General features: G+C 67.3%; 13 protein-coding genes, 1 other RNA gene and 1 pseudogene. 6 read left to right on the top strand and 9 right to left on the bottom strand.

The genetic code is table 11. The features are described 5' to 3' along the window. The first annotated feature begins 87 nt into the window (after positions 1-87). Positions 88-1,122, top strand: a complete 1,035-nt coding sequence (locus ACTDI4_RS21910; RefSeq protein WP_442843154.1) for an aspartate-semialdehyde dehydrogenase — start codon at positions 88-90, stop codon at positions 1,120-1,122. 57 nt (positions 1,123-1,179) lie between these two features. Here the strand turns inward: ACTDI4_RS21910 and ACTDI4_RS21905 are convergent, their stop codons facing one another. Further along, positions 1,180-2,979, bottom strand: coding sequence for an ABC transporter transmembrane domain-containing protein (locus ACTDI4_RS21905; RefSeq protein ID WP_442843153.1), 1,800 nt, complete (start codon positions 2,977-2,979; stop codon positions 1,180-1,182). 186 nt (positions 2,980-3,165) lie between these two features. On the opposite strand from ACTDI4_RS21905, the gene rpmE reads away from it, so the two are divergent. Next, entirely contained in the window at positions 3,166-3,387 is a 222-nt protein-coding gene (rpmE, locus tag ACTDI4_RS21900) for a 50S ribosomal protein L31 (protein WP_442843152.1), read from the top strand. Positions 3,388-3,540: 153 nt separating this feature from the next. On the opposite strand, the gene ACTDI4_RS21895 is transcribed toward rpmE, so the two are convergent. The 3 genes from ACTDI4_RS21895 to ACTDI4_RS21885 all read right to left on the bottom strand — a co-directional run bounded on the left by ACTDI4_RS21895 (position 3,541) and on the right by ACTDI4_RS21885 (position 5,011). Beyond that, positions 3,541-3,837, bottom strand: a complete 297-nt coding sequence (locus ACTDI4_RS21895; protein WP_442843151.1) for a SelT/SelW/SelH family protein — start codon at positions 3,835-3,837, stop codon at positions 3,541-3,543. Next, positions 3,834-4,583 (bottom strand): YebC/PmpR family DNA-binding transcriptional regulator, encoded by a 750-nt coding sequence (locus tag ACTDI4_RS21890; RefSeq protein ID WP_442843150.1) that lies wholly within the window; start codon positions 4,581-4,583, stop codon positions 3,834-3,836. Before ACTDI4_RS21890 ends, ACTDI4_RS21895 begins: the two co-directional genes overlap by 4 nt. Before the next feature lie 104 nt (positions 4,584-4,687). Next, positions 4,688-5,011, bottom strand: coding sequence for an ArsR/SmtB family transcription factor (locus tag ACTDI4_RS21885; protein WP_442843149.1), 324 nt, complete (start codon positions 5,009-5,011; stop codon positions 4,688-4,690). Positions 5,012-5,063: 52 nt separating this feature from the next. Here ACTDI4_RS21885 and ACTDI4_RS21880 point away from each other — a divergent pair. Continuing rightward, positions 5,064-5,542: pseudogene (locus tag ACTDI4_RS21880) on the top strand (SRPBCC domain-containing protein). 21 nt (positions 5,543-5,563) lie between these two features. Here ACTDI4_RS21880 and ACTDI4_RS21875 read toward each other — a convergent pair. The 4 genes from ACTDI4_RS21875 to ssrS all read right to left on the bottom strand — a co-directional run bounded on the left by ACTDI4_RS21875 (position 5,564) and on the right by ssrS (position 8,094). Then, positions 5,564-6,325, bottom strand: coding sequence for a TerC family protein (locus tag ACTDI4_RS21875; RefSeq protein ID WP_442843148.1), 762 nt, complete (start codon positions 6,323-6,325; stop codon positions 5,564-5,566). A 101-nt stretch (positions 6,326-6,426) separates the two neighbouring features. Continuing rightward, complete coding sequence (locus ACTDI4_RS21870; RefSeq protein ID WP_442843147.1) at positions 6,427-7,251, bottom strand: TIGR00282 family metallophosphoesterase; 825 nt, start codon at positions 7,249-7,251, stop codon at positions 6,427-6,429. A 9-nt stretch (positions 7,252-7,260) separates the two neighbouring features. Then, positions 7,261-7,848 carry a 5-formyltetrahydrofolate cyclo-ligase gene (locus tag ACTDI4_RS21865; RefSeq protein ID WP_442843146.1) on the bottom strand — a complete coding sequence of 196 codons (588 nt, stop codon included), beginning with the start codon at positions 7,846-7,848 and terminating at the stop codon, positions 7,261-7,263. 89 nt (positions 7,849-7,937) lie between these two features. Then, positions 7,938-8,094: non-coding RNA, 6S RNA (gene ssrS / locus ACTDI4_RS21860), on the bottom strand. 101 nt (positions 8,095-8,195) lie between these two features. On the opposite strand from ssrS, the gene ACTDI4_RS21855 reads away from it, so the two are divergent. Then, positions 8,196-9,029: an AAA family ATPase gene (locus ACTDI4_RS21855; RefSeq protein ID WP_442843145.1), complete on the top strand. Its 834-nt coding sequence runs from the start codon at positions 8,196-8,198 to the stop codon at positions 9,027-9,029. A 578-nt stretch (positions 9,030-9,607) separates the two neighbouring features. Next, entirely contained in the window at positions 9,608-10,054 is a 447-nt protein-coding gene (locus ACTDI4_RS21850; protein WP_442843144.1) for a GNAT family N-acetyltransferase, read from the top strand. A 19-nt stretch (positions 10,055-10,073) separates the two neighbouring features. Here ACTDI4_RS21850 and ACTDI4_RS21845 read toward each other — a convergent pair whose 3' ends face one another. Beyond that, on the bottom strand, positions 10,074-11,120 hold the full coding sequence (locus ACTDI4_RS21845; protein ID WP_442843143.1) for a GH25 family lysozyme: 1,047 nt from the start codon (positions 11,118-11,120) through the stop codon (positions 10,074-10,076). Between the two features lie 171 nt (positions 11,121-11,291). Here ACTDI4_RS21845 and ACTDI4_RS21840 point away from each other — a divergent pair, with 171 nt between their 5' ends. Next, positions 11,292-12,482 carry a vWA domain-containing protein gene (locus tag ACTDI4_RS21840; RefSeq protein WP_442843142.1) on the top strand — a complete coding sequence of 397 codons (1,191 nt, stop codon included), beginning with the start codon at positions 11,292-11,294 and terminating at the stop codon, positions 12,480-12,482. The last annotated feature ends 13 nt before the right edge of the window (positions 12,483-12,495 follow it).

Raw genomic sequence — 12,495 nt, 5'->3', positions numbered from 1 at the left:
CCCGGGTCCGGCCCGGGGGCGAAGAACCCGCAACGGCCGGCGGGTTCTCTCCAGGAAACGAGCGGAGAGGGACAGGAGTGATCTGACATGGGTTTCAAGGTTGCGATCGCCGGCGCCACGGGCAATGTGGGCCGCGAAATGCTCAATATCCTCGAGGAGCGCGGCTTCCCGGCCGACGAGGTGGTGGCGCTCGCCTCGCGCCGTTCGCTCGGCACCGAAGTGTCCTACGGCGACAGGACGCTGAAGGTGAAGGTGCTCGACACCTATGATTTCTCCGACACCGACATCTGCCTGATGTCGGCCGGCGGCAACATCTCCAAGGAATGGTCGCCGAAGATCGGCAAGCAGGGCTGCGTCGTCATCGACAACTCCTCTGCCTGGCGCTACGACGCCGAAGTGCCGCTGATCGTGCCGGAAGTGAACCCGGACGCGATTTCGGGCTTCACGAAGAAGAACATCATCGCCAACCCGAACTGCTCGACCGCCCAGCTCGTCGTGGCGCTGAAGCCGCTGCACGACAAGGCGAAGATCAAGCGCGTGGTGGTGTCCACCTACCAGTCCGTTTCGGGCGCCGGCAAGGAAGGCATGGACGAGCTGTTCACCCAGACGCGCGCCGTCTTCGTCGCCGACCCGGTCGAGGCCAAGAAGTTCACCAAGCGCATCGCCTTCAACGTCATCCCGCACATCGACGTGTTCATGGAGGACGGCTACACCAAGGAAGAGTGGAAGATGGTGGCCGAGACCAAGAAGATGCTCGACCCGAAGATCAAGCTGACGGCCACCGCCGTGCGCGTGCCGGTGTTCATCGGCCACTCGGAAGCCGTCAACATCGAGTTCGAGAACCCGATCACGCCGGAAGAGGCGCGCGAGATCCTGCGCGAGGCGCCGGGCTGCCTGGTCGTCGACAAGCACGAGGACGGCGGCTACGCCACGCCGATCGAGGCCGCCGGCGAGGACGCCACCTACATCTCGCGCATCCGCGAGGACGCCACCGTCGAGAACGGTCTGGCCATGTGGGTCGTCTCCGACAATTTGCGCAAGGGCGCCGCCCTGAACACGGTTCAGATCGCCGAGCTTCTCATCGCGCGCGGCCTGATCCAGCCCAAGAAGCAGGCGGCCTGAAGCGGCGCCTGTCCGGCCACCTTCTCCCCGCACGGGCGAAGGTGGCGAACTTTATCCCTACTCCGCCGCGCCCCTGAAGGCGTCGGCGCCGGTCTCGAACTGCAGCCGGGCCAGCTCGGCATAGACGCCGCCCTTGGCCACCAGGCTCTGGTGGGTGCCTTCCTCCACGATGCGGCCGTCCTCCATCACCAGGATGCGGTCGGCCTTCAGCACCGTGGCCAGGCGATGGGCGATGACCAGCGTGGTGCGGCCCCGCATCAGGTGCTCCAGCGCCTCCTGCACCAAGGTCTCGCTGGCGGCGTCCAGCGCCGAGGTCGCCTCGTCGAGCAGCAGGATCGGCGCGTCGCGCAGGATGGCGCGGGCGATCGCCATGCGCTGGCGCTGGCCGCCCGAAAGGGTCACCCCGCGCTCGCCCACCTGAGCGTCGTAGCCCTTGTCCAGCTTCAGGATGAACTCGTCGGCAAGGGCTGCCCTGGCGGCCGCCTCGATGTCGGCATCGGAAGCGTCCGGCCGGCCGAAGGCGATGTTGTCGCGCGCGCTCGCGGCGAAGATCGTCACCTCCTGCGGCACCAGCGCGATGCGCCGGCGCAGCGCGATCGGGTCGGCCTCGCGCACGTTGACGCCGTCCACCGTGACCCCGCCGCTCTCGGGATCGTAGAAGCGCAGGATCAGCGAGAACACGGTGCTCTTGCCCGCGCCGGACGGGCCGACGATGGCCACCGTCTCGCCGGGCTTCACCGCAAAGGTCAGGCCGTGGACGGCCGCGCGGTCCGGGCGCGCCGGATAGGAGAAGGAGACGTTGTCGAAGGTGATCGCGCCCCGGGCGGAGGCCGGCAGCGGCTTCGGCCGGGCGGGCGCGGTGATCGCAGGCTGCTCGGCCAATATCTCGGTCAGCCGTTCGGCGGCGCCGGCCGCCTGGGCGAGCTCGCCCCACACTTCCGACAGCGCGCCCAGCGCGCCGGCGGCGAACACCGCATAGAGCAGGAACTGGCCCAGCGTGCCGGGCGACAGCGTTCCCGAAAGCACGTCGCGCGAGCCGAACCACAGCACCGCCACCACGGAAGAGAAGATCATGAAGATGGCGAAGAAGGTCAGGAAGGAGCGCGCGAAGATGGAGGAGCGCGCCGCCTGGAAGGCGGTCTCCACGGCGGCGGCGAAGCGGCCGGTGACCAGCTTCTCGCCGGTGAAGGCCTGAAGCGTGCGCATGGCGCCGATCTGCTCGCTGGCATAGGCGGTGGCGGTGGCCAGCGTGTCCTGCGCCTGGCGCGACCTGGCGCGCACCGAGCGGCCGAACGCCACCAGCGGCAGCACGATCACGGGGATGGCCGCGATGACCAGGCCGGAGAGCTTGGGGCTGGTGAACACCATCATGGCCAGCGCGCCGAGCCCGAGAATGACGTTGCGCAGCGCCACCGAGGCGGTTGCCCCCACGGCGGACTTCACCTGCGTGGTGTCGGCGGCCAGCCGCGACACGATCTCGCCCGACTGGGCCGTGTCGAAGAAGGCCGGCGACAGCTTCGTGACATGGGCGAACACGTCGCGGCGTATGTCGGAGACGACGCGCTCGCCCAGGGTGATGACGAAAAAGTAGCGGCCGGCCGAGGCCAGCGCCAGCAGCGCGGCCATCACCATCAGCATGACGAAATAATTGGCGATGAAGCCGGAATTGGCGGCGGAGAAGCCGTGGTCGATCATGCGCCGCACCGCCAGGGGCAGCGCCAGCGTGGTCGCCGCCGCCAGGGTGAGCGAGACGACGGCCCCCACCACCAGCCCGCGATAGCGGCCGATATAGGGAAACAGGCGGCTGAGCGGCTTGAGCGAGCGCCTCCGCGCCTGATCGCTGCTGGTTTCGGCCATGGTCGCCTTCCTGTCCGAACGGGCACCGGCGCGGCCGGTGATTCCAACTTGTGATTTTGGATCGGCTGCTGTATAGGCACGCCAACCGTTTCTGAAGCCGCGGCTCTTCAATAGCTGCGGCTTCGAGTTTTAAAAAGGGGCGCATCGCCGCAGGGCCGCCGTCCCCCGCAAGCCAGGACAAGAGCGATGAAGGCTGACATCCATCCCGACTACCACACCATCAAGGTCGTCATGACCGACGGCACCGAGTATCTCACGCGCTCGACCTGGGGCAAGGAGGGCGACACGATGAATCTCGACATCGACCCGACCACGCACCCGGCCTGGACCGGCGGCCAGCAGACCCTGCTCGACCGCGGCGGCCGCCTGTCGAAGTTCAAGAACAAGTTCGCCAATCTCGGCATCTGAGCCGCAAGGCGTCCATATCCGCCAAAAACCCGCCTTCGAGGCGGGTTTTTTTATTGGCGGGTATCCGGAAGGCCCCCTCTCCGTCGCGCTGCGCACGGCACCTCTCCCTATTTCGTGAGGAGCGAGGGCACGCGACAGCCCGGCGGGGGCATGTCAGCCTTGCGGCCTGCGGTCCGAATGGCCGAGATCGCGCTCGGGGTCGATGCGGTCGCGCACCAGTTGCTTCAGCCGGGCCGCGTCGGGAAAGCCGCCGTCGCGCTTGCGCTCCCAGACGAGGTCGCCGTCGCAGGTGACGGAAAAGACGCCGCCGGTGCCCGGCACCAGCGCCACCTCGCCGAGGTCGGCGCCGAAGGTGGAGAGCAGCTCCTGCGCCATCCAGGCCGCGCGCAGCAGCCACTGGCACTGGGTGCAATAGGTGATGACGATGCGAGGCTTGCGCGCCTCGCTCATGCGGCGCTGAGCTTGGCCAGCGTGGCGTCGTCCACCTCGAAATTGGCGTAGACGTTCTGCACGTCGTCGTCGTCCTCCAGCGTGGCCACCAGCTTCATCAGCGACTGGGCGCGCTCCTCGTCCACCGGCACGTTGGTCTGCGGCTTCCAGATCGCCTTGACGGAGGTGGCCTCGCCGAGCGCGCCTTCCAGCGCCTTGGAAACCTCGCCCAGGTCCGCGAAGGCGCAATAGATGGTGTGGCCGTCCTCGTCGCTCTCGACGTCCTCGGCGCCGGCCTCGATCGCGGCGTCCATGACCTTGTCGGCGCCGCCGGCGCCGGCCGGATAGCGGATTTCGCCGACGCGGTCCCACATGAAGGAGACGGAGCCGGTCTCGCCCAGCGCCCCGCCGGCCTTGGTGAAGGCGGCGCGCACGTTGGAGGCGGCGCGGTTGCGATTGTCGGTCAGGGCCTCCACGATCACCGCGACGCCGCCGGGGCCGTATCCCTCGTAGCGGACCTCCTCGTAGTTCTCGCCCTCGCCGCCCGTCGCCTTGTTGATGGCGCGCTGGATGTTGTCCTTGGGCATGGACTCGGCTTTGGCGTTCTGGATCGCCAGCCGCAGGCGCGGGTTCATGGCCGGGTCGGGGATGCCCTGCTTGGCCGCGACGGTGATCTCGCGCGCCAGCTTGGAAAAGAGCTTCGAGCGGACCGCGTCCTGGCGGCCCTTGCGGTGCATGATGTTCTTGAATTGTGAATGGCCGGCCATGGGACCCTGTCTTCCGTTCGCGGCTTTGTGGATGCCGGCTTATAGATAAATCGGCCCCAAACGTCCAGATGGCACCGCTCGGGAAGGTGCAAAACCGCTTCTCCTCACGTTTCGAGATCCGCCTTCAGCCGGTCGAGGATCGAGACGGCGTGGCCGGCATATTCGCTGATCCAGCGGTCGTGGATGCGTTTGATCGGCAGGGCGTCGAGGTGGTTCCAGCGTTCGCGCCCCTGGCGGCGCGCCACCACCAGCCCCGCTTTCTCCAGCACCTTCAGGTGCTGCATGACCGTGCAGCGGTCCATGTCGGGGAACGCTTCGCACAGCGCCCCGGTGGTCTTCGGCCCCTCCTTCAGCGCGTCGAGCATCAGGCGCCGGCGCGGATGCGCCAAGGCCTTGAAAACATGGTCGTCCTTCGCATCGCTTGACATGTTATGTTTTTATAACCTATCGTCGAAACCTTCAAGGGAAGGAGCTGTGGATATGTCAGTCGGATTTCGGGTTTCCGGGCGCATCGGCAGGCCGGTCGCCGAGGTGTTCGACGCCGTGGTCAATCCCGCCAAGCTTTCCGGCTATTTCACCACGCTGGGCGGCGCCAGCGCGCCGCTGGTGGCCGGCACCACGGTGACGTGGTGGAAGGCGGTGCCCGTCGAGGTCGACGAGGTGGTGCCCGACAAGCGCATCGTGCTGCGCTGGGACGGCGGCGGCGAAAAGGCGCCCGCTACAAGACGCTGATCGAGATCGGCTTCGAGCCGCTGGCGGACGGCGGCACCTTCGTCACCATCGCCGAATCGGGCTGGCGCGACGACGCGCAGGGCCGCAAGTCGTCCTACGCCAATTGCGAGGGCTGGTCGCAGATGCTGTCCTGCATGAAGGCCTATGTCGAATACGGCATCAACCTGCGCGAGGGGTTTTATCCCAGCGAGATGCGCGGCGAGTTGCCGACATCCGAGACGAAGTAGGGGTCCGAGGCCGGGGCGGGCTCAGCCGCCGCGTTGCCTGGCCTTGCGGTTGCGCGCCAGCATGTTGAGCGCCTCGACCAGGGCCGAAAAGCCCATGGCCGCGTAGATGTAGCCCTTGGGCACGTGGAAGCCCATGCCGTCGGCGATCAGCGTGGTGCCGATCATCAAGAGGAAGCCCAGCGCCAGCATGACGATGGACGGGTTGCGGGCGATGAAGTCGGCCAGCGGCGTGGCCGCCAGCATCATCACCGATACCGCCACGATGACGGCGATGTACATGATGGCGATCTCGTCGGTCATGCCGACCGCCGTGATGATGGAATCGATCGAGAAGACCAGGTCCAGCAGCAGGATCTGGAAGATCGCGCCGCCCAGCGACAGTTGCAGCGTCTTGCCCAGCAGCGCGTCGTCGTGCTCGGCCGGGTTGACCGTGTGGTGGATTTCCTTGGTCGCCTTCCACACCAGGAACAGGCCGCCGGCGATCAGGATGATGTCGCGCCACGAGAAGGCGTGCCCGAAGGCCGAAAAGACCGGCTGGGTGAGCTGCACGATGAAGGAGATGGTGGCGAGCAGGGCAAGCCGCATGATGAGCGCCGCCGAGATGCCCAGCCTGCGGGCCGGCCGGCGCTGCGCCTCCGGCAGCTTGTTGGTGAGGATGGAGATGAAGATCAGGTTGTCGATGCCCAGCACGATCTCCAGAACCACCAGGGTGAGCAGGGCGATCCATGCGGTGGGGTCGGAGACGAAGGCGAAATGGGGGGCCAGAAACTCGACAAGCTGCAAAGGCGTCTTCCCCCGATGGCGCTTCAGGTGGGCGGGTTTCGACGGCAATTAGGTATGCGGCGGGCCGAGATCAATGCGCGGGGCGAGAAAAAGGGGCGGCGTCAGCGCCAGAAGGCGGGCACCGTCTCTTCCAGCCGCGGTCCGCGCCGGAACGGGGCGGCCGCCTCGGCAAGCCCCGTGCGGTCGGAGATGTCCACGCCGATGCCGCACAGCGTCGCCGGGCCGCCGGCCGCCTCGAAGCGGCCCTTCGGCACCTTGGACAGGAAACGGTTGAGCGGCTCCTCCTTGTCCATGCCCAGCGAGGAATCGTAGTCGCCGCACATGCCGGCGTCGGAGATGTAGGCGGTGCCGCCGTTGAGGATCTGGTGGTCGGCGGTGGGCTGGTGGGTGTGGGTGCCGACGACCAGCGAGGCGCGCCCGTCGACGAAATGGGCGAAGCACATCTTCTCCGACGTCGCCTCGGCGTGGAAGTCGATCACCACCGCGTCCGCCTGCTCGCCGAGCGGGCAGGCCGAAAGCTCGCGCTCGCCGGCCTGGAACGGGTCGTCCAGCTCCGGATGCATGAACACCCGGCCCATGACGTTGGCCACCAGCACGCGCGCGCCGTTCCTGGCCATGTAGAGGCCAGAGCCGCGGCCGGGCGTGCCCTTCGGGAAATTGGCCGGGCGCAGGAAGCGCTCCTCGCGCGGGGCGAAGGTCAGCGCCTCGCGCTGGTCCCACACATGGTTGCCGGTGGTCACCACGTCGGCGCCGGCATCGAGCGTGGCGCGGAAGATCTCTTCCGTGATGCCGAAGCCGCCGGCGGCGTTCTCGCCGTTGACGATGACGAAGTCGAGCCGGAAGTCCGAGATCAGGCCGGGAAGCTGTTCCCACACGGCCGTGCGGCCGGTCTTGCCCACCATGTCGCCGAGGAAGAGGAGTCTCATGTCCTTCCTTTAGCCAGCGTTCGCGAACCGGCGCAAGCCGCTCTCGGTCAAAATCTCGTCCAGCACCACGTCGTGGTCCTCCTCGGGCACGCGCTCGACCTTCTGGCAGTCGAAGGCCACGCCGATCAGCCGCGGCCGCAGGCCGTTGCCGTGCAGCTTCGAGATCGCCCGGTCGTAATAGCCGGCGCCGTAGCCGATGCGGTGGCCGCGCGCGTCGAAGGCGGCCAGCGGCACCAGCAGGACCGACGGGTCGAGCACGGCCGCCTCCGCGTGCGGGCCGACCGTGCCGAAGGCCATCTCCACCATCGGCGCGCCGCGCACCAGCTCGCGGAAGGCGATGGTCGTCCTGTCGAGGATCGCCGGCAGGCACAGCCGCGCGCCCTTCTCGCGCAGGGCAAACAGCGCCGGCCGCACGTCGACCTCCGTGCGCATCGGCCAGAAGCCGGCGACGATCGCGCCCGGCTCCACGGCGATGGCGTCGCGCGCCGTCTCGGCCATTTCCAGCGCGGCCTCGATGCGCCAGAACGGGTCGAGCGCGTCGCGCCGGGAAAGCGCCTGCGCGCGCAGCTCTTTCTTCAGGTCCTTGGATGAAGTCATTGGTACAAAGTCATGGGAATAAAGTTCTGGCGCGCCGTTTCCCCGAGCGCCGGACACAACCGCAACCGCGCGGTCAGGTCAAGGAAAAGCGGCGATCCACGCAACCGGTGGAGAAGTCGATCCCGGGAACCTACAAAGTAGGTGGGCGCCATATGTCCGGGCCCACGGGCCCGGTCAGGGACAGCTCCCTTCGAGATCGATAAGGCCCCGGGGATATGTCTCTCCTGCCGCGAGGCGCAGACCGCCTTCGCCAATATAGAGCTTCCGGTGCGCTTGCGCCAGCGGCAATGCTTGCTCCTTCGGGCGCGCGCCCCTACTGTTCCCCGGACGAAGAACCGGAGACCGGAATGCGCTTTGAAGGAACGTCGGCCTATGTCGCCGACAAGGATCTGATGGTGGCGGTGAACGCGGCGATCGCGCTGGAGCGGCCGCTGCTGGTGAAGGGCGAACCCGGCACGGGCAAGACCGAGCTGGCGCGGCAGGTGGCGGCCGCGCTCGGGCTGGAGCTGATCGAATGGAACGTCAAGTCCACCACCAAGGCCCAGCAGGGCCTCTACGAATATGACGCCGTCTCGCGCCTGCGCGACAGCCAGCTCGGCGACGCCCGCTTCAACGACATCGCCAACTACATCCGGCGCGGCAAATTGTGGGACGCCTTCGCCGCCGACAGGAAGGCGGTGCTGCTGATCGACGAGATCGACAAGGCCGACATCGAGTTCCCCAACGACCTGTTGCAGGAACTCGACCGCATGGAGTTCTTCGTCTACGAGACCGGCGAGACGATCAGGGCGGCGGTCCGCCCCATCGTCATCATCACCTCCAACAACGAGAAGGAACTGCCGGACGCCTTCCTGCGCCGCTGCTTCTTCCACTACATCCGCTTCCCCGACATCGACACGCTGACCCGCATCGTGGAGGTGCACTATCCCGGCATCAAGCAGCGTCTGGTGCAGGCGGCGCTCGCCCGCTTCTTCGAGATCCGCGAGGTTCCGGGGCTGAAGAAGAAGCCGTCCACCTCGGAGGCGCTGGACTGGATCCGGCTGCTGGTGGCCGACGACGTGGAGCCGCAAGACCTGCGCGCCGACGCGAAAAACGCCCTGCCCAAGCTGCACGGCGCGCTCCTGAAGAACGAGCAGGACGTGCACCTGTTCGAGCGCCTGGCCTTCATGGCGCGGAGGTAGGGGCAGCCGTCCGCCGCTCACCGGGCGCGCCTTCGCTTGCCCGGAGGCGGCGAAGCGCTTTTATCCACACCTTGCCGGGCCGTCTTATGCTTCCGCCCAGTTCCTCCTGCGGGAAAGCCGATCATGACGGTGGTTGCGCGGGGAGGAACCGGCTTCCGCCGGTGCGGCTAACGTGGCCGGGCAGGCGGACCGGATGGATCCGTATGGGTGGCGGCTGGGTCAAGGTCGTCGGGCGCCAATGCCTGCCGGCTCAAGTCAGCGGGCGAAAGCAGCGCTGGGGCTGCCATCTGGAGCGGTTTTTTGTCCCCTTTGGGGGGCGAAGGGCCGGTCCCGGTCATGGGCGATCCCAACGGGGGTTCCGGAGACGCCGGACGGGCGGCCGCAAGGCCGCATGAAAATACTCAGATGCGCGACCCTGCGGCCGCCCGTCTTCCCGTCTTCCTCGAGAAGCCAGCTCTTTGACAATGGCCAGGCGGGATGAAACCCGGGCGTGGCAACGAAAAGGCGCGTCTGCCCCATCGCCGGGGCGGGCGGGCGCGGATAAAACCGGCGAGGCCCGCAACAGGATCGGAAACGACATGACAGATATCGCCATCCGCCCGCTCGAACAGTCCGACCATGACGACTGGCGCCGGCTATGGACCGCCTATCTGGAATTCTACGAGGCCTCCGTCCCGGAAGAGGTCTACGCCGCCACCTGGCAGCGGCTGTTCGCGCCGGGCGAGTTCGAGCCGCGCGGCTTCATCGCGCGCAAGGACGGCAGGGCGGTGGGGCTGACCCATTATCTCTATCACCGCTCGTGCTGGTCGCTGGTGAACAATTGCTACCTGCAGGACCTGTTCACGGCCCCGGAAGCCCGCGGCAGCGGCGTCGGCGCGGCGCTGATCGAGGCCGTGCGGCAGGAGGCGGCCAAGGTCGGCGTCACCAATGTCTACTGGATGACCAACGAGGCCAACGCCACCGCCCGCAAGCTCTATGACCGGGTGGCGCGGCGCACCGGCTTCATCGAGTATGATCTGCTGTAACCCGGGCCGGCGCCGGGCGTCAGCTCGGGGCCCGCGAGGCCCAGCGGTGCCATTCGCTTTCGCTGCCGTGGAAGACGTTCAGGTCGATCTTGCCGTCCACCCCGTGCGACAGGCCGGAGCCCGAATATTGCCACAGCAGCCATTTGCGGCCCGGATAGACCTTGGACGGATGCTGGGCCACGGCGCGCAGCCAGAAATGATGGTTGGGGAAGGCCCCGTCCAGATGGTCGCGGTAGAAGTCGGGCGCGGTGTAGATGATCGGCCGCTGGCCGTAGTGGCGCTCCAGCTTGTCCATGAAGACCTGCATCTTCTCCAGCACCCGTTCGCGCGACAGGCGCATCTTGCAGCTCGATTCGCCATTGTATTCGACGTCGATGACCGGCGGCAGGGCGCCCGCCACCTTCGGCACGTTGCGGATGAACCAGTCGGCCTGCTCGCCGGCGGTGCGGCACCAGTAGAAGAAGTGGTAGGCGCCGCGCCTCAGCCCCGCCTCGGATGCGCCGCGCCAGTTCTTGCGGAACATGGGGTCGAGGTGGTCGCCGCCGTCGGTGGCCTTGATATAGGCGAAGTTCGCGCCCTGGCTGCGCAGCCTGGGCCAGTCGATCTCGCCCTGCCAGCGCGACACGTCGACTCCGTGGACGGGCAGGGCGTGCGGCGAGCGGGAGCCGAAATTGATCGGCTTGGCGTCGCGGAAGCGGCGGCTGTAGATCTGGCCGCGCGCATAGGGGGCGGCGGCCGCGGCGATCGGCTTTTCCGGCACGGTCAGCACCGCGGGCCGCGCCGCCGGCACCGGCGCTTCCGGCACCGGCACGGCCGCTTCGAGCGCCTCGGGCACGGCAGGCCGGGAGACCAGGGCCGCCATCTCGACCGGCGCCTGGGCGTCGTCGGCCCCGGACGCGCCGATGGCGGCCGGCGGCACCGGCGCGCTGGGCTTGGCGATGGAACTGGTGGTTTCCAAAGACGGCTGCGGCGTCAGGATCTCGTCCATGCGCGAACTGGACGTGCAGCCGGAGCCGGCCAGGGCAAGGCAGACGATAAGCAGAAACGACACGCTGGAGAAACGCATGGCTACCCGTACACAACAACACGCTCGGCCGGCCCGAAGACTCACTTTTCGGGCGCGTCCGGAAAATCCCTAACGACAAATTACCAAGAAAGACTGAATCCTAAGTTTCCGTTTATGTCGTCTGGCCGCCATCGCCTTGCCTTGGGCGGCGCCACGGCGCAAAGTGGGGCCATGTTCCTTCCCTTCTTCCTTGAATTGAAAGCGGCGAAAGTGCCGGTCTCGCTGCGGGAATACCTGTCCCTGCTCGAAGGCATGGAGGCCGGCCTGGCCGACGACGACGTCGAGGGCTTCTACTATCTCTCGCGCGCCGCGCTGGTGAAGGACGAGCGCCACATCGACCGTTTCGACCAGGTCTTCTCCCGCTGCTTCAAGGGCGTGGAGGCGGTCGCCGGCGCCGACGGCATCGATGTCGCAGCCCTTCCCGAGGACTGGCTGCGCCGGCTTGCCGAAAAGCACCTGACCGCGGAGGAGAAGAAGCTGGTGGAGGCGCTCGGCGGCTTCGAGAAGCTGATGGAGACGCTCAGGCAGCGGCTGGACGAGCAGAAGGGGCGCCACCAGGGCGGCTCGAAATGGATCGGCACGGCCGGCACCTCGCCGTTCGGCGCCTATGGCTACAACCCCGAGGGCGTGCGCATCGGCCAGCACGAGAGCCGCCACCGCCGCGCGGTCAAGGTGTGGGACAAGCGCGAGTTCCGCAATTTCGACGATTCGGTCGAGCTGGGCACCCGCAACATCAAGGTCGCGCTGAAGCGGCTGCGCCGCTGGGTGCGCGAGGGGGCGAACGAGGAATTCGACCTGCCGGGCACCATCCACGCCACCGCCGAGCACGGCTATCTCGACGTCAAGACCCGGCCGGAGCGGCGCAATGCGGTGAAGCTTCTGATGTTCTTCGACGTCGGCGGCTCGATGGACGACCACATCCGCGCGGTGGAGGAGCTGTTTTCGGCGGCGCGCACCGAATTCCGCCACATGGACTATTTCTACTTCCACAACTGCCTCTACGAGGGCGTGTGGAAGGACAACCGCCGCCGCCACACCGAGAGGCTTTCCACCTTCGACCTGCTGCACAGATACGGGCCCGACTACAAGGTGATCTTCGTCGGCGACGCCGCCATGAGCCCCTACGAGATCGCCTATGCCGGCGGCTCAGTCGAGCACTGGAACGAGGAGGCCGGGGCGGTCTGGCTGCAGCGCGTGCTGGCGCAATGGCCGAATGCGATATGGCTGAACCCGACGCGCGAAAAGCACTGGGACTACACCCATTCGATCGGCATGATCCGCGATCTGTTTTCGGGCCGCATGTTCCCGCTGACGCTGGCGGGGCTGGAGCGGGCGACGAAAGAGCTTTCGCGCAGGCATTGAGGCCGCGCGGCAC

The organism is Mesorhizobium sp. PUT5, from assembly GCF_052216645.1.
GTDB lineage: Bacteria > Pseudomonadota > Alphaproteobacteria > Rhizobiales > Rhizobiaceae > Mesorhizobium.
Note: the sequence above shows the minus strand (reverse complement) of the source record. Positions and strands in the feature narration are given on the sequence as shown.

What these genes read in the sequence shown, in the direction of transcription:
- ACTDI4_RS21910 (WP_442843154.1), top strand. Translation starts at nt 88, where the DNA reads ATGGGTTTCAAGGTTGCGATCGCCGGCGCCACGGGCAATGTGGGCCGC.
- ACTDI4_RS21905 (WP_442843153.1), bottom strand. Translation starts at nt 2,979, where the DNA reads ATGGCCGAAACCAGCAGCGATCAGGCGCGGAGGCGCTCGCTCAAGCCG.
- rpmE (WP_442843152.1), top strand. Translation starts at nt 3,166, where the DNA reads ATGAAGGCTGACATCCATCCCGACTACCACACCATCAAGGTCGTCATG.
- ACTDI4_RS21895 (WP_442843151.1), bottom strand. Translation starts at nt 3,837, where the DNA reads ATGAGCGAGGCGCGCAAGCCTCGCATCGTCATCACCTATTGCACCCAG.
- ACTDI4_RS21890 (WP_442843150.1), bottom strand. Translation starts at nt 4,583, where the DNA reads ATGGCCGGCCATTCACAATTCAAGAACATCATGCACCGCAAGGGCCGC.
- ACTDI4_RS21885 (WP_442843149.1), bottom strand. Translation starts at nt 5,011, where the DNA reads ATGTCAAGCGATGCGAAGGACGACCATGTTTTCAAGGCCTTGGCGCAT.
- ACTDI4_RS21870 (WP_442843147.1), bottom strand. Translation starts at nt 7,251, where the DNA reads ATGAGACTCCTCTTCCTCGGCGACATGGTGGGCAAGACCGGCCGCACG.
- ACTDI4_RS21865 (WP_442843146.1), bottom strand. Translation starts at nt 7,848, where the DNA reads ATGACTTCATCCAAGGACCTGAAGAAAGAGCTGCGCGCGCAGGCGCTT.
- ACTDI4_RS21855 (WP_442843145.1), top strand. Translation starts at nt 8,196, where the DNA reads ATGCGCTTTGAAGGAACGTCGGCCTATGTCGCCGACAAGGATCTGATG.
- ACTDI4_RS21850 (WP_442843144.1), top strand. Translation starts at nt 9,608, where the DNA reads ATGACAGATATCGCCATCCGCCCGCTCGAACAGTCCGACCATGACGAC.
- ACTDI4_RS21845 (WP_442843143.1), bottom strand. Translation starts at nt 11,120, where the DNA reads ATGCGTTTCTCCAGCGTGTCGTTTCTGCTTATCGTCTGCCTTGCCCTG.
- ACTDI4_RS21840 (WP_442843142.1), top strand. Translation starts at nt 11,292, where the DNA reads ATGTTCCTTCCCTTCTTCCTTGAATTGAAAGCGGCGAAAGTGCCGGTC.